Genomic DNA, 22345 nt, shown 5'->3' on the forward strand with positions numbered 1-22345 from the left:
ACATAGTAAACAGATGGGAAAAATTGATAATAGGAGTGGGAATATGGGTAATATCTATCAAAGCTTAACCGAGCTAATCGGGAACACCCCGCTGCTTGAGATTTCCAGATACAGTGCCAGTCAGAATTTAGAGGCAAGAGTTTTGGCCAAGCTTGAATACTTTAATCCTGCGGGCAGCGTGAAGGATCGAACCGGGTATGCCATGATCAAAGATGCCGAGGAAAAAGGCTATATTAATAAGGATTCTGTCATCATTGAGCCTACGAGCGGGAATACAGGGATCGGGCTGGCCTTTGCGGCCTCCAGTCTGGGGTACAGACTAATTATTGTGCTTCCCGAGACATTCAGTGTTGAACGCCGTAAGCTCATGCTAGCCCTTGGCGCCGAGATCGTGCTGACTTCAGGTGCGGAGGGTATGAGCGGTGCTGTCAGAAGAGCGGAGCAGCTAGCCGAAAGTACGCCTGGCGCGTTCATTCCGCAGCAGTTCAGTAATCCGGCAAATCGGCAGATTCATCGGACGACAACAGCTGAAGAAATCTGGCGGGACACCGATGGACAGGTGGATGTTTTTATTGCCGGGGTCGGTACCGGCGGAACGGTCTCTGGTGTAGGCCAGTTATTGAAGGAGCGTAATCCAGATGTACATATCGTTGCTCTTGAGCCGTATGATTCTCCGGTTCTTTCGGGCGGCGCTCCGGGCGGTCATCGCATTCAAGGGATCGGTGCCAACTTTATCCCGGATAACTATCGTCCAGAGTTTGTAGATGAAATTCTCCAGGTGAAAAGCGATGATGCCTTTGCCACCGCAAGAGCATTGGCCAGAACAGAAGGACTGCTCGTTGGCATCTCTTCTGGCGCGGCGGTGTACGCGGCGGCAGAGTTGTCCAAACGTCCGGAGTTTAAGGGGAAAACGATCGTAACGATTTTGCCGGATACTGGGGAACGTTATCTGTCTACGCCACTGTTTAACTACGGAGAGTAATTCTATTTCAGCCATAATTCATGAATGATTGGGAAACGGCAGGCATCCTACTAGCAGGGTGCCTGCCGTTTCTTTGGTGATGCCACAATAGAATAGGAAGTGCAGCCCCAATGAAGGATAGCTGGAAACCTTTGTAGAATTTCTAAACATAAGCTTTGCTAATCAGGCGAAACTATTCCCGGAGCTCACCGTATCCGATAAAGAGAATAGAAACATACAGGAGGTGTACTTATGAAGCATAAACCACTAAAAATCGCTTGGATTGCCATTATACTTACGATGCTATTTCCCGTACTGAGCTTCGCGAAGAGCACATTGCCGGAGCATACCGGGGCATTCTATGTGAATGATTTTGCTAATGTGTTGAATGACAAGACCGAGAATTATATGGTGAATTACGGAATTAAGATACATAGGAAAAATGAAGCGCAGGTCGTGGTGGTGACCGTTGATTCTACCAACGGGATGCCGATCAAGGAGTATGCTACATCCTTGTTCAACAAATGGGGTATCGGCTCCAAGGAGAAGAACAATGGGGTGCTGCTGCTCCTTTCCATCAAGGATGATGATTACTGGGCGGTGCAGGGAAAGGGGATTGTGAATACGCTACCGGATAGCAAGATTTCGGAGATCCTGTCCCGGCAGCTGGAGCCTGATTTTGCAGCCAAGAATTATAGCAACGGTGTCTATAAAACATACGGGTCTTTCATTCAAGCTCTGGGTGGTACTTGGACTGAAAATGTAGGCAACAAAACCTATGTTTCGGACAATGCCGGGGTGTTCAAGCAAGTCACGAAGGATTACCTCAATCAGTCCAGCAACAGGTATAAAGATACCACCGGGAACGGGATTTATGTCGTCACAGTCAAGAACACAGGCGGCAAGACCTTGCAGGATTACACGTATATGAAGTTCGCATCGGTAGGCGCGGGATCGAAGGATACGATGCTCGTACTGGACATTGGGGGAGATAACTACCACGTGCTGCAAGGTAAAGATGTGGATCAAGTGCTCACCAATGAAGTCATCAAAGGCATTTTGAATAGCGCACTGGAGCCTTCCTTTGCCAAAAAGGATTATGCGGGTGGAGCCACAGCAACAGCGAACGCTTTCTATAATTTCTTCCTTTCTAGAGCGGAGGCCGTGCCAAATACGGTAGTCGGTGATAAGGGAGCAACTCCGGCATCTGCTACCCAAGCTGATGGTACCGGTGAGAAATCCGGAAATTCTGGAGTGACTTCTGGCGTGTTTAAGGTTTTTTTGGGAATCATAGGGCTTTTCATCTTTTCTTCCTGGCGGCGGAACCGGAATCTCTCGAAGTATGGTGTGCGATACAATCCCTACAGCCGTCGCAATAAACGTCGATATAGCCATTGGGATAGGGATGACTATCGTCATCATCATTCTTCCTCTTCTAGCGGACGTCGTTCCTCTGGGGGCAGCAATTGGGGAGGTGGCGGTTCATCCAGTGGTGGTGGCGCTGGGCGTCATTCCTCAGGAGGTAGTTCTTCGGGAAATAGCGGCGGTGGGGGTTCCAGCAGTGGCGGCGGATCAGGTAGACAAAACAGCTCTGGAGGAGGTTCTTCCGGCGGTGGTGGTGCAAGTAGCGGTGGCGGCGTAGGGCGGCATTAGAGCAGATCCTTAGAGAGGTGGTTATATGATGAATGTACACAATATTCCATGGAGTAGCGGAACCTGGACGGTTCCACCGAAAAAGGTAAATACAGAAGGTGACACTCTCAATGTTGAGGCAGTGGAAGGCAGTGATTATTGGGAGAAAACACTTTATGAATTCCAGCATGATAATGGCCATGCGCTTCTGGCTCCCTGGGAGGACGATCAGGGTGTCGAGGTGACCTTCCGGCTAGACAGCTTCACCGAGCTGTACGATCAGGCCGGCCTGATGCTCTGGCATAGTACGACCCAGTGGATCAAAGCAGGCATCGAGCTTAATGACGGGGTTCCCCACATCGGTGCCGTTGTTACCGACGACTACTCCGACTGGTCACTATCGCCGGTAGCAGAATGGGCAGGGGAGACCGTCACAATCCGTGCTTCCCGGTTCAATGATGCGGTAATCATCCGAGCTCGGACGGAGCACCATCCGTGGCGAACAATTCGCGTCGCTCGCTTCCCTCATTTGACAGGTAAGCAGGCTGGACCCTTTGTGTGCGCACCTACGCGTGCAGGGTTCCATGTTATCTTTACAGCATGGCGGCATACTCAGCCTGACGAGGCGCTTCACACCGATCCACCAATATTTTCCGACAAATAATGATTAATAGGTTGTTAGATGAAGCCAAAGAGGCTCTAAAAATTGAAGAAATTGAAACCTTTACTCTCTCATTTTCGTCTATGATTAACAGATACGTTATGTATTCTTTTTATTCGTGGCAAGAATCAGGGAGGAAAGAAAAGAGTGAATTCATCATCATTACCAGAGCGCTCGACTATGCGCAAGAAGAAGCCGGTCAAGAAGCGCAAGAAAAAGAGCTTTTTTCGTAGGCTGTCCAGGGTATTGCTGTTCTTGTTAATTCTGCTCCTTGCCGGAGGAGGCTGGCTGTATTTTGCACCGTCGGCCAAAAATCTACGCTATACGATCGCGGATACGCTGATCACCACCCAACATCGGCAGTGGGCCCAATATATTATTGGTGAGGAAGAGTTGAAGGCACGTGTAGCCGAGTACACCAAACGTTTCGATAATATGGGGGATGAGAAGGATACCCATACCATTCATACACCTCCACCGGAAGTAAAAGAGAAGCAGCTGGTGGAGATCGAGCCTGTCTCTGGTACCGGCTACTCCGGGTATGTCATGATCGTCAATGATCCGACAAAGATCCGGCTCGGTATTCCGAACAAAGTCGGCTCCGGGGAAAAGGTCACCAGTATGGTGAAACGACTCGGGGCGATCGCCGGGGTAAATGGCGGAGGATTCGCCGATCCTAACTGGAGCGGTAATGGCTTCAAGCCGATCGGCATCGTCATCTCCCAAGGAAAGCTCTATTACAACGGGCTTGGCGGGAAAAAATCAACGCAGATTGTGGGCCTCGATAAGCAAGGCAAGATGATCGCGGGGAACTACACGTTGGATGAACTCAGTAAAATGGGAGTTCAGGAGGCCGTATCGTTTCAGCCGCGTATCATCGTCAACGGCAAGGGACTGGTCAAGAACGCAGCCGATGGCTGGGGGATTGCACCACGCACAGCTATGGGTCAACGCGAGGACGGTGCTATCATCTTCGTGGTGATTGACGGCAGACAGCCAAGCTACAGCATTGGCGCGAACCTTTACGATGTACAGCAAATCATGCTCAAGCACGGTGCCGTAATCGCAGCGAATCTGGACGGCGGGTCTTCGACGGTTCTCGTCAAGGACAACGAGATTATCAACAAACCTTCTTCGCAGTATGGCGAACGTTATCTGCCGACCGCATTTCTCGTCTTTGATCATCCGGAACAGGTAGAGATTCCGAATATCTGGAAAGGCCTGGACCCTTCCAAAATCGACGCGGCGAAGAAGCGGACAAAATAATAGCGTTACAATAGTATTAGATTACGCTCCCGCATGGGGGGTGACAAGAGATCGGAGGGATGCCTCCGGTCTTTTTTTGTAATTTAGTAGAGTTCATTTAAAAGAGACAAGATTGGTGCGAACCCCAAGCTCACATGAAATACCTGGGGGATTCGCACCTGAAATATTACATTTTATGTATAATGTATTGTTTTTAAACTAATTGACGCTATGAGTTTTGCGTATTAAAGTAATTTTAGAGATGTTTTAAAAGAGATTATGCTCTATTTAAGTGTTTATTCGCTGTCGCTCCCTACGTGGGAGCGTGGATTGAAAACTCCAGTTAGGTGACTGGATGCATGATTGCCCGGGTCGCTCCCTACGTGGGAGCGTGGATTGAAAATCACAATTTAGTATAGCGTTGCCGTAGTAACGGTCGCTCCCTACGTGGGAGCGTGGATTGAAATCCGGATCGGGCGGAGCTGAGTCACTGGGACCATTGTCGCTCCCTACGCGGGAGCGTGGATTGAAATTTACCTCCAAGTGGGTACGCGTCATAAATACCTGGTCGCTCCCTGCGTGGAAGCAACGTTTGAAATAATTAAACTGCATATGCATCTGCCACTCATTGTGTGCCTCTACCGGGTTCAACTACTTTCATACTTGCCCCATAAACAACTATACAGAACGCATTAAAAAACAAATATAGCCAAGAAAAAAGAGAGCTTGTATAGGAGAGATCGAAGTGTAATTAACAGCATTTTTGTACCTTAAATTCTCTGAAGCTAAGGGTTAGTGGAGATTAAGTGCAAAATTGTACCTTAAATCTTCCAGAATCCCCCTTCCAGCGCGCTTTTTAGAAAAATAAGATACAATAATGTCCTTAATTCCCTCATTTGCCTATATTAAAGAAATATAAGGTACAAAATTGCTCTTAGTTGGGGAGGTTGACCATTTCAGCTATTAAGTTTACTGCTTTTTATCACATACAGCATCCTATTTCACATGTATCAGTGCAACAGCATTAAAAAGGTATAAAACTGGTAACTTCCCATTAGGCAAACGGGCAGTATTGCGACAAACAACGCATCTGCAACATAAAACAAACCATAGCCCTCAACAGCGCGGTCCTCTTAGGTCGCGTTTTTTTGCATATATTACCTTCATAAGGAGCGGCGAAATATGTTTTACCCGGGTAATATTGATTTTTTATTTTTACCCGGGTATAATTAGGCAATCAGAGAGGAGGTCAGCATGAGTAATTCCATAACGCACTTTTACTGCACGGCATTTTTGGGTGTCGGAGTTGTTGCCAGTGGTTCGTTACAGCACGTTGTTTCTACAGTGAAGGATGCTCTGGATGACAAAGACCTCACAGAGTTGCTTATATTTGACGATTCCACGGGGAAGCCAATAGATGTTGATTTTCGTGGGAAAACAGATGAAGTGCTCAAACGATTGGGAGTACAGTTCGGTGACTTACCCAGTACGGAAGTGGATCAGCAGCCTACTCGGCGGGTTGGTCGACCTAAGCTGGGGGTTGTATCCGGAGAGGTTACGTTATTGCCACGGCAATGGGAATGGCTCAAGGGTCAACCTGGAGGGGCGTCGGTAACCTTACGAAAACTCATTGATGAGGCTCGACGTGCTGGAGAAAAACAAAGTAATATCCGAGAGTCACAAGAAGCAACATATAACTTTATGACAGCTATGGCTGGAAACTTCCATCAATACGAAGAGGCTCTGCGGGCATTGTATGCTGGTGATTTGGATCGTTTTAACCACTTCATTGATGATTGGGCGCCTGATATCAGAAACCATGTCAAAAAATTAGCTGCTAATGCATTCCCCGAAGGGGAAGTACTTCCAATACCAGATTAATTGAAGGAGAACATAATCATGAACATTATAAAAGTTAACGGTGTTGAGTTGGCCTATGATAGTTTCGGTAACGAAAATGACGAGGCAATTATTCTGATCGCCGGGCTTGGAACCCAGATGATCCGATGGACAATTCCGTTTTGTGAGATACTGGCAGCACGGGGCTTTCGCGTCATCCGCTTTGACAATCGCGACGTAGGCTGCTCAACACATTTTAGCCATTATAAGGCGCTGGATTTTGAAGCACTGGCGACTTCTCTTATGTCGGGAAAGCGACCTGACATCCCATACACTCTGGATGACATGTCCAAAGACGTTATCGGACTGCTCGACGCGCTTTTAATTGACCGGGCACATATTGTGGGCAGATCAATGGGCGGAATGATCGCACAGATTGTAGCCAGTGATTACCCTGAACGGGTGTTATCACTCACTTCTATTATGTCTAGTTCCGGTAATCCCGCTCTTCCGCAAGCTTCCCAAGAAGTCATGGCATTGATGACTAAACCGGCACCAAATCCGTTTGAGGATGAAGCAGGATTTTTGGCGCACAGTCTCTCTTTTGCCAAGCGCATCGCCGGCACCGGCTATCCGTTTGAAGAGGATGCTTATCGGGCGCTTATTTTGGAGGAAGTCCGGCGAGCCTACGATCCAGGCAGTGTCGGACGACAAATTGCTGCGATTGCTGTCTCCGGTGACCGTCGTCCGCGGCTGGCAACTATAAAAGTACCGACACTTGTCATTCATGGAGTGGACGATCCTCTATTTGTCCCTGCGTGTGGTGAGGATACGGCTGCTGCCATCTCTGACGCCGAGCTAATGCTGATTGACGGCATGGGACACGATCTGCCTCATCAACTGTACAAAGTAACTGCTGATGGTATAGAGCGAACCGCTCGTCGCAATGGGCAGGCGTTTCCTGAATAGCAAGCAGCTCCATTTCATCATTCAAAGGGGGTTCTAACAGAGCCACCATTTGAATATGTATATGGGAACAAAAGAAAAGTGCCGGTTTCATGATAACATCGTGGGTCGGCGCTTTTTCTATGGGGATTATTCTAAACAGACGATGGTTGGATTCTGAAGCGAAATATTCAAATTACAGGCACACTATCCCATATAACATGCCCCGGCTCAGGAAAAATCTCTGTGAATCCTGCCATTTTGCGGGACACAAATCCAATCGAATCATGGCTGCCGATCATCACAATGTTTAGCACATCACTAGCATTATCAGAAGGAAGTGCAAAAGCTCTTGTATAAGCAAATGTACGGCCCAGTGTAGTATGAATAGCGTTAATCATTCGGTCCTGTTCGCCTCTGCCCATCAGATTGAGAATGACGGCGCCGCGTTCATCCAGTTTCTCAGCAGCCAGTGTGAAAAATTCCTCTGAGGTCAGGTGGAAGGGCGTACCTTTGTCTGTGAAGGCATCGACGATTATGTAATCATAAGCCTGCGACGATTCACTGTCGAGCACAGAACGTCCATCTCCCACGACGACATTGTCTCTGTCATACCCGAACCACCGTCTGCTGATCTCCAGCACCTGTTTGTTATGTTCGGCCACTTTCATTCTGCGGTCTGCAAAATAACTGGCTATGGTCCCAATACCATGCCCGATTAAAAATGCAGCTTCAAACTCCGGAACGTTATGCTCCATTAAGTGGATGATCGCTCTGGGATATTCAAAGAGCACCCGATCCGGACGGTTCAAATCCAGCGCTCCCTGGATTGCCTCGTTCGAGAATTCCAGCACCCGAAAAGCACCTTTTTCTCCATAGAGTTCTGCTGTGTCGTAAACTAATATCTCGTAGTTACCGCCAGAACCTTCGTCTATTTCCTTGTGCAGCAAGTTCAAATGCCCAATCTCCTTTTCAGTATGTTACCCGGCCAGTTCTCAAGCCACCGTTATGTATTTTCTAAATATATCTTCAATTATGGATAGAGGCAATGCCAACGATTAAAACACCAGTATCCAAAGTAATAAGCCGGCATGGCGTCTCATAATCTGTAAAAGGGGAACGAAGCAATGTCTCTTTGGGAGAGGAGATGCACGTCCGAGGAGCCATCCTTTGTGAAGGAATGGAGGCGGACGCAGATGAGTATCGATCAGCTCATTGCATTGCTCGTTCTTGTCATCATGATCATACAGCTGGCAAACAATAACAAAGGCAAGTCTTAATTACGGCGCAGCCGGATTGGCTTCCGAAGCTCAAGAACACTTGAGTCTCGGAAGTTTTTTTTGAATCACATATTAACGATCTTGAACTTCATAATCCCCGCCCGGCATACGCTTCACTTGTGTAAACGCTGCTTCACTATACACTAATCTCCCAATGCACCCCTGAATCACTCCGATGAGCCCGACCGCGGATTTTCGCTCCTGATATCCTCTTAGTTTTTCTATGATATATGGATGTTCCAGCATGAAATTCTCCCCACTTTCTCTCTTTTGTTAAGGCTAATTATGTGCTTTTCAAAAGGGGACAAAAAGCGTATAATTGCCTCTAACGATTTCCCCTTTTAGGGAAAAGCATTCGGAAGGAGGCCGCAAAAGGTGATCATGGCCGAACGATATTTAACACTTTACGAACGTTTCGGGGGTGGTAGCAGTGGGGGAATGCCTGTTGAGGCCACCTTGGAAGATCTCTCGGAAGCCTTATTCTGTACGACTCGTAATGCGAAACTTATCCTGCGTAAGCTGGAGGAAGAAGAGCTAATTGACTGGCTACCGGGCCTTGGACGCGGTAATCGTTCACGGATCGCATTCAAGGCCGATAAGGAGAGGTTTCTGCTGCAACTGGCCCAAAGCCGGGCAGAGAAGGGGGACTACAAGCAAGCCTTCGAGTTGCTGCAATCGTTCGGGGAAGGCACTCAGGCCAAGCCAAAATTTCTCGAATGGCTGAACGGCCAGTTCGGCTATCATAAAGAGGAAGCCAGCGATGGTATTTCTACAAGTGACACGCTGCGATTTCCAGTATATCGTCCTGTTACGACATTGGATCCAGCCCAAGTGAACTATTCCATTGACGCACATCTAATGCGGCAATTGTTCAGCCGCCTGCTTCAGTTCGATGAGGGGATCAGTAAGATTGCTCCCAGCATCGCTCATTACTGGACATCCAATCCAGAAGCGACGGAATGGACGTTTTACTTGCGCAAAGGGGTGCGTTTTCATAACGGCCATGAATTAACAAGCAGAGATGTGGTCTTTTCGCTGGAGCGCTTACGCGGAGATACGCAGAACCGTTGGCTGCTGCGCGGCGTGCAGCAGATTGAAATGCTCGGACCACGGGTACTGCGTGTTCATCTTAAGCAACCTAACCGGATTTTCGACCGTTACATGTGTTCCAACGCCGCGTCGATTCTGCCTGCGAACCTTGGTGGGATGGAGGAGGAAGAATTCTGGCAGCTTCCGATCGGCACCGGGCCTTTTCGAATGATCTCGCAATCGTCGCACTGCATCGAATTGGCTGCTTACACGGCCTACCATGAAGGCAGGCCGTATCTGGATGGCGTGGATGTAGTTGTTATGCCAGAGGAGTGTCGGGATTCAGCGGTCGAAATGCCTGAGATGCTGCATAAGGGCTATTCCGGGAATCCTCTTCTGGAGAAACACATGGAGAACTGGCAGCTGCTTAAGAAGCTCTGCAGAGGATGTACGCTGCTCACCTGGAATCTGCGGCGTCCCGGTATCCAACAGTCGGAGGCATTTCGCCGGGCGGTGCGCATGATTCTAAATACGAGTGACCTTGTCTTGGAACTGGGTGGGGATCGCGCCATGCCGGCCTTCGGCTTCCGACCGGAAGGGAGCCAGTCCCGCTCTGCAGATCCGCTTCTGCCGGAGCGGGTTAAGACTGCGCTGCGTGAATCTCATTATGATGGCTCGGTTATCCGTTTTACCGCCCATGAGAATTTCGAAGAGGATGCCCGCTGGATTGTAGAGCGGCTTGGGCAATGGGGCATTCATATCGACCTCAAGATTGTCTCCTGGGCAGAAGCGTCTGTCTGCTCTACACCACTCCATGACGAGGACTTAAAGATCCACAGTTTTATTTTACCTGAAGATGAAGTGTGCGAGATTGAAGCCTATGAGCATGGAGACAGTGTCTTTAAGTCCTATCTTGATGATGAATTGCTTAACTGGATTAACGGCCGGATCGACGAGGCTTTAAGTGCCGATACCGAGGTCTTAAGACGTCAACACTTGAAAGTGATTGAGGAGCACTTGCGTGACGAGGCCTCAGTTGTTTTTCTCCACCACAGGGAACTGCGTACTTATCTTCACCCGACCATTAGAGGCGTCAGTCTGAATGCCCTCGGCTGGATCGATTTCAAAGATATTTGGCTGGAAAAACTGGACTGATACCGGCCATCATCCAACCTTTCGTCTAATGAACGTGAGCTTCCCTCTACGTATATTCAACTCCTCGCCCGGAGATAATGGAACAATGATTCCAGTCTACAATTGAGGAGTTTTTGTTATGCCGATTCAAGACTCGAACCCAGCGCAAGACTCATCTGCTGTGAACAATCCAGTTTACAACCAAGATGAACCGCTGTCTTTTGTGAATCAAATCAGGGATTATTTGCACAGCCCTCCTGACCTTATCATTCACTCGCTAGTCATTTCGCCAGACATTCCGTGTAACTGTTTGTTTCTAGATACCTTAACCGACAAGGATAAGATTGAGCATGAATTGCTTTCTTTTCTCTCGGAAAAGGCTTGCTTCGAGGATGTCACCCGCGCAGATGAAATGATTAGTGTCCTCAAGGGACGGATTCCCTTCAGTTCTATTTCCTCTTCCGATGATTTCACGCTTTGTGTTAACAGTTTATTAAAAGGCGTCTGCCTGGTTGTGGTTGCTGGCGCACCTGAAGTGTTATGGATCAACGTTTCCCAGACTAGTAAACGCAGCGTAGCGGAGCCCATGACAGAGTCGACGGTACGGGGACCCCAGGTAGGATTTACGGAGGATATTACAGTTAACCTGTCGCTGCTTCGTAAGCGAGTCCGCAACGTACATTTGGTTATCGAACAGGTCACGGCTGGTACAGAAACGGAAACCAGCATGGCTTTGCTCTATCTGGACAATTTAGCCTCTGGTCCGGTCATCGAGGAATTCCGCAAACGACTCGCCGCCATCCATACGGACAGTATTTTGGATAGTGCCTATGTGGAAGAATGGTTACGGGATCGTACCTATTCACCATTCTCCACGATCCTCAGTACGGAGCGTCCAGATATTCTGACTTCGCATCTACTGGAGGGAGGAGTAGGGGTGATAGTAGATGGAAGTCCTATTGCGCTGGTCGGACCGATTACTTTTTTTCAATTCTTCATTGCCCCCGAGGACTATTACCAAAGTGCTGATATTGCTACGCTTCTGCGCTGGGTTCGCTTCCTGTCGTTCATGCTGTCCGTATTCGTACCGGCTCTGTATGTGGCAGTGGTATCCTTTCAACAGGAGCTTCTTCCTCATTCTCTCTTGATTAGCATTGCAGGGCAGAGAGAGGGCGTTCCTTTTCCCGCATTTGTTGAGGCTGCGCTGATGATGGTGACCTTTGAAGTGCTACGGGAGGCGGGTCTTCGAATGCCACGGATCGCCGGGCAAGCCATCTCGATCGTCGGTGCGCTGGTGTTGGGACAGGCGGCAGTTACAGCCGGACTTGTCTCGACCGCGATGGTCATTGTGGTAGCGATAACGGCGATCTCCAATTTCGTATCCCCTTCTTACAGCTTCGGCATCACACAGCGACTTCTGCAGTTTTTCTACCTGATGCTGGCCGGTGCGCTGGGATTGTTTGGTCTGTTGTGCGGGGTTCTGATTACGATCGTACACCTTGCTTCTCTAAAATCATTCAACGTTCCGTATCTGTCGCCGGTGGCTCCCACTGTGCTGTCCGATTGGAAGGATATTCTTGTCCGTGTGCCCCGGCCATGGATGGACACTTATCCTAAAATGAACGGGACAAGGAAAAGAAGCAGGAAAAGGCTATGAATGCTGCCTTTCAAAAGCTTGCAGTCACCGGAATCATACTGTGCTGTCTGACCGGCTGCTGGGATCGGGTGGAGATCAATGAATTGGCTGTTGCCGGACTGGTGGGATCGGAGATCGATCCACAAACCCATGAACAAATCGTATATTACCAAATTGTCAATCCCGGAGCATACGCTTCGGAATCAAGCGGTCGCAGTAAGGCTCCCGTATACACGTACAAAGTGCAGGGGAAAACCAAGGGCGAGTTAGCTCAATTATCCAGTGATACGTTGCCGCGTAAGCTTTTTACAGATCATTATCAGTCCCACATCGTGACCGAGCAGTACGCAAGGGAAGGCCTGCGCACCTTCTTGAATTATTATGAACGGCAGTTTAACAGGCGCTCGAGCCTCTATTTGTTCGTTACAGACTCTCCGCTCTCAGATGTGATGATGACCTTTACGCCGCTGGAACAGCTGCCCGGACGGCTTTTGCGGTCACTAGTTTCGAATACAAACAATGCCACAGGCCGAATCAGCCTGAAATCGCGGGTGAAGGACCTGGTAGAGAATATGGATTCAACCACACTTACGATGCTCCCCATCGTCAGTTTGAAAGGTGAGAAGCCGATTCTTTCCGCCAACCGCTTTGATGACATTAACGGCAACCAGAGTAATTTAGTGCTAACGGGAGCAGCCGTGTTCAAGCAGGATCAGATGATCGGGAAAGTCTCGCTTTGGGAGAATGGGTATTACAATTTACTGAAGGGCGAAGCAGGAAACTTCTTCGAATCGATCGTACTGGACGATCGGGTTGTGGATCTATATGCCCATAAAATAAAAACGAAACAGCAGCTGTCACTTAAGAATGGTGCACCTGTCTGGAATGTGGAGATCACAGCCCATCTGGCCCTGCGGAATGATGAGCAGACCGAGAAACTGACTTGGGACAACTTATCCAAGATTACAGATCAATTTGACCTAAAGCTCATCAAGACTTCGGAGAAGCTCTATGCACAAGCTATAGAGAAGAAGTGGGATTTGTTCGGTCTGGAGGACGAAATCAAGTACAAGCGGGGGAATGCTTGGAAGAAGCTGCAACAACAAGAGAATGCCTGGACTGGGACCAAACTACATGTAACGATCAAGAGCAAAGTTGAAAATATCGGGGAAATTGTTGATCCGTATAAAGGAGGGGCAGGGAATGGAAAAGAGTAAGCTAACGGTCTGGCAGTTCTTTGTGCTGACCCTTTCCTTCCTGATTGGCACCTCCTTTTTCTTCACCCCTGGTGGCTTAATTGCCGCTGCCAAGCAGGATGCATGGATCGTTCCATTATGGGCGGGAACTGCTGGCATTTTTGCCGCACTGATCTGGCTGCATCTATCCAAGCTGCACTCGGGATTGTCTATCGTGCAAATTTGTATCAAGGTGGCCGGCAGACCAATAGGCGGTCTCCTTGCGCTTTTGTATATCTTCTATTTCATCCAGCTTGCCGCGTTTATCACCCGGAATCTGGGCGACTTTATGAAACAAGCGCTAATGCCGTTAACACCATTAACTATATTTCATGTGATGTTCCTCTTCGTTACCGGTTACGCTATATTCAAAGGGATCGAGACCATCGCCAGGTCGTCAGAATTATTGTTCCTGATTATGGTGGCCACCTTAATTTTTGTGCTCTGCCTGGCCTTACTTGAGTGGGATTGGGGACGATTCCAGGGAATATTCCGCATGGATGTCTGGAAGACAATGAAGGAGACAAGTTCTATCTTTGGATTTCCGTTTATGGAGGGATTGGTCTTTCTCATGCTGTTTCCATTTGTCCATAGCAACAAAGTGAAGAGTAGTTTTATCCTGGCGTACGCGGTCGCAACGATCCTGCTTAGCTTTGCTACTTTTATTACTATAGGCGTACTTGGCGTGACTCGCGCTTCCCATGATACCTATCCGTTCTTTGTGATTGTCCAGGAGATTCATATCGGGACTTTTTTCGAGCATCTGGAATCAACAATGGCGCTGATTTTGCTGGTCGCAATTTTTATCAAGCTCTCCATTGCCTATTATTGCTCAGTTCTGGGAATATGCCAATTGTTCAAGATAAAGAACAGATTTTGGATAACTATCGCACTCATTCTGCTAATTTCCGGCCTCGCTATGGGCTATGATAACGTGGTCGAGAATATTGAATTCAGCAAAAAATATGATTTTGAATACACGCTATTGTACAGTGTGGTTATACCGTGTCTACTCCTGCTGGTCACCTGGATTCGGAGAATCCGAAAGAAGCGAACGGAGGAGCCTGCGTCATGATCTGGTTTATTCTTTTTATGGCGGCAGCGATTGGATTGAGTCTTAGAATCATGGTAAGAGTGCGTACCCAAACCAAAGAAATTCTGGTGTTTTTGGTTATTGTTCTGCTTGGTTTGGCGGATTGGATAAGTATTTTTACTGACCACAAATTCAAACCTACCCAGCTGATTTCAATGCTGCTAGACCTCATGGGGTTGTGATAGTGGATTTCATCTAAGAGAAGATCAGTGCTGATCCGATATAGTTAATGCTGACTTTGAGCGGATACATACGAAGTTCGCGTTTATTTTAATCCGCGTTTTTGTTAAACAGAACATTAACTCCAGCCCGAACGCTGCCAAAGAGTTAAGGTTCTGTTTAACTTATGTTTTACAAGAGCTAATCCTGGCTTGTTAGAATAAGGGGGAGATAGGCGGGGGATCTAAAAAAATAAAGCACCCAGAGAGGAACTCATTTATGAAGAAAATACTGTCTTTTTTGCTTAAAACAATAGGTGTTCTAGTCTTGGCAATTGTACTGTTTATAGTCGGAGTGTTCGTCGTCAATAAGGTCAGTAACAAAACCGAGCTGGGGAAGATAGAACCTTATGGCCAGAAAGTGTCAGTGGATGGAAAGAACATGAATGTCTTGATCCAAGGTAAGGGGGACGAGACCGTCGTGCTACTTCCAGGCTTTGCAACAGCAGCCCCAGGCCTTGATTTTAAGCCACTGATAGATCAGCTAGCTCCCTTTTATAAAGTGGTAGTGGTAGAGCCTTTCGGCTATGGACTAAGTGATGTTACGGACAAAGAACGCACCATTGATAATATCGTAGCTGAAACGCATGAAGCTCTGCAAAAGTTAAATATTAACCGCTACACGCTGATGGGGCACTCCATTGCCGGTATCTACGGACTGGAATATGTGAATAAATACGAAAATGAAGTGAAAGCATTTGTAGGGATTGATAGCAGTTTTCCAACGCAAATGAATGGGGAAGATGAAGAGTTTCCAACAGGCGTGTATAAGTTCCTTCGGGATTCCGGGTTCAACAGATTGCTCATGAAATTAAGTCCAGACCAAGTGTTTGCACCAGACGGTGATGAGGCAATCAAAGAACAAGTAAGAATGATTTCGCTCAAAAATGCGTTTAATGCCAATATGTTGAATGAAGGGGAGAACTTCACGCATAACTTTAAAGCTGCTGAGAGCTATAGCTTCCCTAAGAACCTTCCGGTACTTTTCTTCTTAGTCAAAGTTAACACAGATGTTGAAGGCTGGAAAAAAGGACATGAAGAGCAAATCGAAAACTCTGCATATGGAAAAATAATTGAACTTGAAGGGGAGCACTATCTGCACCATACTCACTCCAAAGAAATCGCCGAAGATTTCAGAAGCTTTATGGCAGAAGTTAAGTAAAATAGAAGAGCCGAATGAATCCATACTCCTATGGGTCATTCGGCTTTTCTATTACTTTGGTAACATTTTGAAATAAATATTGATTTACTTGTTGCAATTATTCCCAGCAGAGTGTATAACTATTAATGAATACGCTTTCATTAAGCTTTTAAATAAACCTTGAATCACTAAATTTGACTTGTTAAGAGGAGGTGTGAACGAAGAGAGCTAAACTAACTAGATACTGCACTATTTTTTGCTTCAAAATGAAATCGATTTCATTTCTATGTTATCTTGCTTCATTCCTACAAATCTTACAAATTTAAAAGGAGTTGAGTTCATGAAAGTATGGAAAAAGAGTGCTCTTGTATTGCTGTCCGGTCTTTTAATCTCTGCAGGTTCAACAGTACCTAATGCGGCCCACGCTGCTGGGGAACAGGTGGAGGTATGGATTTCTACCTCTGATCCCAACTCTGAACCGGCTGTTGGTCTGAGTCCGACTGCCCGGCTGACCCGGATCGCGGATAAGAATTTTAGCAGCAACTCTGGCAATGCGGACGTCACCATTACGGTGAACGAGAACCAAAGGTATCAACAGATGGATGGTTTTGGTGTCTCTCTGACGGATGCTTCCGCATGGCTTATGAACTACAAACTGGATAACAATAACCGTGCAGAAGTGATGGAGCGGCTGTTCGGATCTTCGGGAATTGGACTCAGCCTGCTGAGGCAGCCTATCGGGAGTTCGGATTTTGCCTGGGCAGCGTATACGTATGCCGATACACCAAACGATACGTCACTGAGTCAATTTTCGATCGACCGGGACAAGGCCTATATTCTTCCGATGGTGAAAGCTGCGATTGCCAAGAATCCTAATATTAAAGTGATGGGCTCACCTTGGAGTGCACCTGCCTGGATGAAATATTCCAATACGCTGAATGGCGGCAAGCTGAGAGCAGAGCATTACGGGACGTATGCGAACTATTTCAAAAAATACATCGAAGCTTATCAGGCTGAAGGAGTACCGATCTATGCAGTAACCTTGCAAAATGAACCTATGTATGAACCATCCCACTATCCTTCCATGGGCATGAACGTACAGGATCAGACAGGCTTTATCGGCGACTATCTGGGTCCTACACTGCGTAATGCCGGGATGAATACCAAGATTATCGCGTTTGACCATAACTATCTGGACTGGAACTTCCCTAACCAGGTCATTACCAATCTCAAGAATGCGGGCAAAGGCAGTTATGTTTCTGGTAGCGCTTTCCACCACTACGACAGCGGGGACGGCTCGCAAATGACTTCGATCCACAACAATCATCCAGACAAGGAAGTCTGGTTCACCGAGGGCGGCTTCGGTAACTGGAATGATCCGCAGAACGGCACATCGAGCGGGTTCGATAATATGATCAACGAGTTCATCAATATTACGAGAAACTGGTCCAAGTCGATCATTACCTGGAACGCTGCCCTGGATCAAAAAGACGGTCCGGCACTGCTTGCACCGAACAACAGCAATAAAGGAATGCTCACGATCCGCAATTCGGATAACCGTAATGACGCACCTGAAAATAATGTAACTTATCATAAACAATACTATCTGCTCGGTCACTTCAGTAAATTTGTTGTACCTAATGCTTATCGCATTGACAGTAACACCGGTTCAGAAGTTAAAAACGTAGCATTCCGCAATCCGGACGGCTCCAAAGTCGTAGTGGCTTATAACTCTTCCAGCGCGCAGCGTAATGTGAAGATCCAGTGGGGCAGTCAAAGCTTCACCGTTACCATTCCAGGCAAGTCGGTTATGACTTACAAATGGAACGGAACCGTTTCATAAAATCGTATCATCAGGCCTTCGATACTTGGTATCGGGGGTCTTTTTTTTGGTAGAGCAAGGTATCTTGACAGGACACCAAATGGTGTCCTATAATCAATTCGACACTAAATGGTGTTCTATCAGATGCTAATGAAGTATATTCAGTGGCACTACAGGTAATATTACGGAAAAGGTGGGGGTGATTTTGAACGAACGAAGTCAAGTGAGAGATGTTTATGACGCTGTTGCTGATCCAACAAGGCGACAACTAATTCAAATATTGGCAGATGTTGATGAGATTCCGCTGCATGAGATTACGGTTCATTTTCAAATGGGGCGTACTGCCGTTTCTAAGCATTTGTCTATCCTTAAAGATTCTGGTCTTGTCATTGCTCGAAAGGTTGGCAGAGAAACGAGATACCGATTAAATGCCGCGCCGCTTAAAGAAATTCAGGACTGGGTATCGTTCTACGAAGGGTTCTGGAAAGAAAGATTCGACAAACTAAAACTATTATTGGAGGAAGAACAATGAAACCAGATGTATCCTTAGATTATCAATTCACAAGTTCAATCGAGAAGGTGTGGAACGCTTTAACGGATTCGGACACTCTTGCGAAATGGATCTGGAGCAACGACTTTAAACCGGTTGTGGGACATAAATTCCAGTTCCGTGCAGAGCCGAATGAATGGTGGAATGGTATTGTTGATTGCGAGGTACTCGTAGTGGATGAGCCGCACACATTATCGTATACTTGGCAGAGTGCCGGAGAAAGCACTACCGTTACTTGGACGTTGAAAGAAGGTTCCGATGGAACCGTTCATCTGCATCTTGATCAATTCGGATTTAGTGAAGCTACCAAGTCTCGTCCGGGCGCTATTGAGGGAGCTAAATATGCTTGGACGAATAATGGCGTTCAACTTGAAAAAGTGCTAGCAGAACTGTAACAATAATCTTCTATTTCTATCAACCGGACGCTTTTCCGTAACAGGGAAGGCGTCATTTTTAGATCGGAACATGGCAATACTAGATAAGATGAACAAAAGAGAGTAACAAAAGCGAGAAGGAACGAAGGGGGAAGTTTGGAACTGTAGGAGCGTTAGCGCCCGCCTTTGTCTGCGGATTTCTACCGCAAACAGCGGTATTAAATCAAGAAATCTGCAGACAACAGCGGCCGGAAGTCCAAACATTCCACCGTAGTGACGACCGAGCCTTAAGTGAAAATCTTAAGTTCAACCTTATATAGATGGAGAGAATGGAGATGAGAGGATATCACTATGAAGATTAAACAATTAATTGCGAACAACATTAACAAGCTGGATGCCGTGCTACCAGTGGATGAATCGTTAGGCATAGCTGGCTTGTCTGGGTCCGGTAAAACAACTTTTTGTCAAACCATTGGTGAAGAATCCAAGAAACGTCTCGTTTCCTTATTGCCAAAGGCCGAATACCAGTATTTATTCCCCGATATTATGGAGACTAATTTCAGTGCGATCAAGATGGAAGAGATGCCACTGGTGCTTTTTCTAGGCAGATCATCGATATCTTCCAATCCACGCTCAACCATTGGTACACATACCGGTGTGTTTACGGAGATTCGTGTGACGCTTGCGGAGCAATTCAATCTTTCTCCGGAAGTTTTTTCATTTAACAATGAGTTAGGCTGGTGTCCGGATTGTAAGGGCCGCGGAACTACTAAAAATCTCGAATGTAAGAAGTGTAAGGGTAGACGCTATAGTCAAGAAGTTGAACAGCATACCATTGAATTACTGGATCGACCACATAGTATTTCCGATATCAACAACTTAAGCATTGAAACCATTCTCTCATTGGCAGAAGTCTTAAAGATCAGTGAGGGCAAACAACTTATTCTGCAAAATATAATCAATATGAATATTGGTTATTTAACATTAAATCGGATCATGGGAACATTGTCAGGTGGAGAATTAACACGACTTTACTTGGCAGAATTCATGGCCACCAGTGAAAATACAGTGATTATCATTGATGAAATCTCCGTGGGTCTTGATCATCAAACCCTGTTGCGAATTTTAGAGCAGATTGAACAATTAGGATATAAGAATCAGATCTGGCTCATTGACCATTCCGATACGGTGCTCGACACAGCGGACAAGCACTTGTTCTTTGGACCTGGCAGTGGTAAATATGGCGGCAAAATTGTAAAAGAGTCACCGCGACCACAGCCCATCACCTGGGAACGAAATGCGGAAGCCCCAACGGGATATTATCAGTTTCATGATCTGTATTGCCGTAATGTTCAAATCGCTGAAATACAGATTCCCCAGAATAGACTTGTAACTTTTACAGGTGAGTCTGGATGCGGTAAATCTACACTGGTCAATGAATGTATGGCCAAAGATTTTGTGAAACGATATCCTAAGGATAAACTGGTCATGGTCGGGCAAGATCGAAATCAATCGATTACCAGCCGGTCAACCGTAGCGACTTTCCTGGATATTAAAAAGAAACTTACGAAGTACAGCGAAGATATCGATGATATTTTCCAGCGCTCGATTGAAGATATTATTGAGGAACTGCCAAATGAAGACATCGCTCATAAACGCTTGAGCTTGTTGATCAAGCTTGGACTTGGTTATTTGACGTTGGAAAGAAAAACTCAGACCCTATCGACGGGTGAATTCCAATGTGTCCATTTAGTTTCCGAACTGTTCGCGGGATCGAGGAACCCACATACGCTATTTATTTTCGACGAGCCTTCCAAAGGTCTATCCCAGAACATTCTAAATCAATTCATTGATAGCATCAGGGTGATTCTGCAGGATGAATCTGTATCTATGATCATGATTGAACATAACGCGTATATGCTGGAGAACTCAGATTTTATCGCCGATTTTGGGAAAAGACAGCTTTCTCCTGTGGAGCATCTTGATGTTGTCAGGCATGATGATTATTATCGCGGGCAAAACGGTGCAGATACTGCCGCTCCAGCGCATATTTCTTCAACACTGCATGAACATAATGGCATTAACTATTTAAAAGAAGATCAGCTTGCCTATTTTAAAAATGCAGAGAACGTTTATAAGGGCGGCATCTTAAAAAGCTTATCCTCCATGGCTCGTTTGATCTACGGTGAATACGAATCGGAACGAATTGCGCCGGTCGTTGCCATTGATCTGGAACGGCACTTGTATAGCCAATATACATTTCTTTATGAAATTGGTGGCTTGATCAACCATATAGTGGCAGCACATCCCACCAATAAAGATACGAATAGCTTCGATTTCTATCATCAAGATAATCATTGTCCTAGCTGCAAGGGCCGTAGGGTGATTGAAGAATTTGATTTCGATATTGTAGTCCAAGATAAAACCGTACCGTTCTGGGATGGCATGTTGCATCCGGATGCGATGGAGATTATAAAATTCTATCAATTCTCCAAAATTGAATTCATCTTTGGGGAGATTAAGAATGAGCTCGGTCAGGATCTAAGCAAAAGTTATAACGAGTTGACGGATGCCGAGAAGCACACCTTTTTATACGGGTATTGGGAAAAGTCATTTTATGATAAAGCAAGCAAAGCATCGAGGACTTGGGAAGGCTTTAATACCATCATTGGCAACTATATGGTGATCTCGAAATCGATCATTAAAGAGCATATCAAAGCGTCCAAGAAAATGATTACCTGCCCAATCTGCCAAGGAACCGTATTAAATCATCATAAGAAGCTGAAGTTTGGCGACACAGATATTCGTGCGATTATTGGGCAGCCAGTTGATCAAGCCATTAGAACCGTGGGTGATTTGCAGGTGCTAGATAAAATACAAGCCATTGTCGGTGGCGAGATGGTGTTAACAGAAGATGTCTCTTTATTGCCTAGAGAAACACAAGCTGCTCTGAAAATGCTTGAATTAGAGCAGGCAAGCTTTGCCCACTATGAAATGGTTCTACAAAATATCCTGCCATTCTGGGACCGTATTAGCGGTAGTGTTGAATCCATCAGCCGGAACAATCGGGTCACGATCTGTGATTTTGCCGATATCACCGAGACGAGAGAGAACATCATTGATAAGTATTTCACGAATGGAAAATACAAAAAACTGACCTATGTCTATGAAGCGTTTGGTTACAAAAAAATTGTCACCTTAATTAATAAGGTTAAAGCCAGTCAGCCATGTCCATTCTGTAAGGGGAAGAAGGTCATATCTGAAGATGGACTCCATGATGGTGTATATAAATTAACAATTCCTTGTGTGAGCTGTTATGCAAGTGGTATCAATGATGAAGGGCGGAAGGAGATCGTCGAAGGCATCGACGTGCAGACCTGGCTAACGGGCAAAGTCAGTGATGTTGTTGCTGAAGGGTCGAATCTTGAAGCGGTTGGAGATATTCCGATTTTCAATCGTATTCGTGAGCTCAATAAACGGGATATGATGGCGGTACATCAATTCCTTGAGCACAATAATTAAATTAAAGAAAAGAAACGCACCCGGTCCA

At 46.4% G+C, this 22345-nt stretch carries 18 protein-coding genes; 16 read left to right on the forward strand and 2 right to left on the reverse strand.

Going from position 1 to position 22345, the window contains the following annotated elements; genetic code table 11:
• Positions 1-43 precede the first annotated feature (43 nt).
• The 6 genes from cysK to ACFRAM_RS17070 all read left to right on the forward strand — a co-directional run bounded on the left by cysK (position 44) and on the right by ACFRAM_RS17070 (position 7307).
• Positions 44-982: a cysteine synthase A gene (gene cysK / locus ACFRAM_RS17045; RefSeq protein WP_379466853.1), complete on the forward strand. Its 939-nt coding sequence runs from the start codon at positions 44-46 to the stop codon at positions 980-982.
• Positions 983-1213: 231 nt separating this feature from the next.
• Positions 1214-2614, forward strand: coding sequence for a TPM domain-containing protein (locus ACFRAM_RS17050; protein WP_379466854.1), 1401 nt, complete (start codon positions 1214-1216; stop codon positions 2612-2614).
• Between the two features lie 28 nt (positions 2615-2642).
• Complete coding sequence (locus ACFRAM_RS17055) at positions 2643-3257, forward strand: DUF1349 domain-containing protein (RefSeq protein ID WP_379466991.1); 615 nt, start codon at positions 2643-2645, stop codon at positions 3255-3257.
• Positions 3258-3401: 144 nt separating this feature from the next.
• Positions 3402-4520 carry a phosphodiester glycosidase family protein gene (locus ACFRAM_RS17060; protein WP_379466855.1) on the forward strand — a complete coding sequence of 373 codons (1119 nt, stop codon included), beginning with the start codon at positions 3402-3404 and terminating at the stop codon, positions 4518-4520.
• Between the two features lie 1233 nt (positions 4521-5753).
• Entirely contained in the window at positions 5754-6380 is a 627-nt protein-coding gene (locus tag ACFRAM_RS17065) for a DUF2239 family protein (protein ID WP_379466856.1), read from the forward strand.
• Positions 6381-6398: 18 nt separating this feature from the next.
• On the forward strand, positions 6399-7307 hold the full coding sequence (locus ACFRAM_RS17070) for an alpha/beta fold hydrolase (RefSeq protein ID WP_379466857.1): 909 nt from the start codon (positions 6399-6401) through the stop codon (positions 7305-7307).
• A gap of 167 nt (positions 7308-7474) precedes the next feature.
• Here the strand turns inward: ACFRAM_RS17070 and ACFRAM_RS17075 are convergent, their stop codons facing one another.
• Both ACFRAM_RS17075 and ACFRAM_RS17080 read right to left on the reverse strand, forming a co-directional pair.
• Positions 7475-8239 carry a spermidine synthase gene (locus ACFRAM_RS17075; protein WP_379466858.1) on the reverse strand — a complete coding sequence of 255 codons (765 nt, stop codon included), beginning with the start codon at positions 8237-8239 and terminating at the stop codon, positions 7475-7477.
• A 396-nt stretch (positions 8240-8635) separates the two neighbouring features.
• Positions 8636-8809 carry a hypothetical protein gene (locus ACFRAM_RS17080; RefSeq protein ID WP_379466859.1) on the reverse strand — a complete coding sequence of 58 codons (174 nt, stop codon included), beginning with the start codon at positions 8807-8809 and terminating at the stop codon, positions 8636-8638.
• Between the two features lie 135 nt (positions 8810-8944).
• Between ACFRAM_RS17080 and ACFRAM_RS17085 the strand changes: the two genes are divergently transcribed.
• From ACFRAM_RS17085 to ACFRAM_RS17130, 10 genes are all read left to right on the forward strand, one after another.
• Entirely contained in the window at positions 8945-10747 is a 1803-nt protein-coding gene (locus ACFRAM_RS17085) for an SgrR family transcriptional regulator (RefSeq protein WP_379466992.1), read from the forward strand.
• A gap of 118 nt (positions 10748-10865) precedes the next feature.
• Positions 10866-12383, forward strand: a complete 1518-nt coding sequence (locus ACFRAM_RS17090) for a spore germination protein (RefSeq protein WP_379466860.1) — start codon at positions 10866-10868, stop codon at positions 12381-12383.
• On the forward strand, positions 12380-13579 hold the full coding sequence (locus tag ACFRAM_RS17095) for a Ger(x)C family spore germination protein (RefSeq protein WP_379466861.1): 1200 nt from the start codon (positions 12380-12382) through the stop codon (positions 13577-13579). The genes ACFRAM_RS17090 and ACFRAM_RS17095 overlap by 4 nt, the downstream gene beginning before the upstream one ends.
• Positions 13566-14672 (forward strand): GerAB/ArcD/ProY family transporter, encoded by a 1107-nt coding sequence (locus ACFRAM_RS17100; protein ID WP_379466862.1) that lies wholly within the window; start codon positions 13566-13568, stop codon positions 14670-14672. The genes ACFRAM_RS17095 and ACFRAM_RS17100 overlap by 14 nt, the downstream gene beginning before the upstream one ends.
• On the forward strand, positions 14669-14872 hold the full coding sequence (locus tag ACFRAM_RS17105; protein ID WP_379466863.1) for a hypothetical protein: 204 nt from the start codon (positions 14669-14671) through the stop codon (positions 14870-14872). Before ACFRAM_RS17100 ends, ACFRAM_RS17105 begins: the two co-directional genes overlap by 4 nt.
• 256 nt (positions 14873-15128) lie before the next feature.
• Positions 15129-16070, forward strand: coding sequence for an alpha/beta hydrolase (locus ACFRAM_RS17110; protein WP_379466864.1), 942 nt, complete (start codon positions 15129-15131; stop codon positions 16068-16070).
• Positions 16071-16389: 319 nt separating this feature from the next.
• On the forward strand, positions 16390-17892 hold the full coding sequence (locus tag ACFRAM_RS17115) for a glycoside hydrolase family 30 protein (protein ID WP_175371068.1): 1503 nt from the start codon (positions 16390-16392) through the stop codon (positions 17890-17892).
• Positions 17893-18076: 184 nt separating this feature from the next.
• Entirely contained in the window at positions 18077-18403 is a 327-nt protein-coding gene (locus ACFRAM_RS17120; protein WP_175371067.1) for an ArsR/SmtB family transcription factor, read from the forward strand.
• On the forward strand, positions 18400-18816 hold the full coding sequence (locus tag ACFRAM_RS17125) for an SRPBCC family protein (RefSeq protein WP_379466865.1): 417 nt from the start codon (positions 18400-18402) through the stop codon (positions 18814-18816). The genes ACFRAM_RS17120 and ACFRAM_RS17125 overlap by 4 nt, the downstream gene beginning before the upstream one ends.
• Before the next feature lie 330 nt (positions 18817-19146).
• Positions 19147-22317, forward strand: a complete 3171-nt coding sequence (locus ACFRAM_RS17130) for an ATP-binding cassette domain-containing protein (RefSeq protein WP_379466866.1) — start codon at positions 19147-19149, stop codon at positions 22315-22317.
• Positions 22318-22345 lie beyond the last annotated feature (28 nt).

It is taken from the genome of Paenibacillus sp. NPDC056722 (assembly GCF_042790635.1).
Lineage (GTDB): Bacteria > Bacillota > Bacilli > Paenibacillales > Paenibacillaceae > Paenibacillus_AQ > Paenibacillus_AQ agri.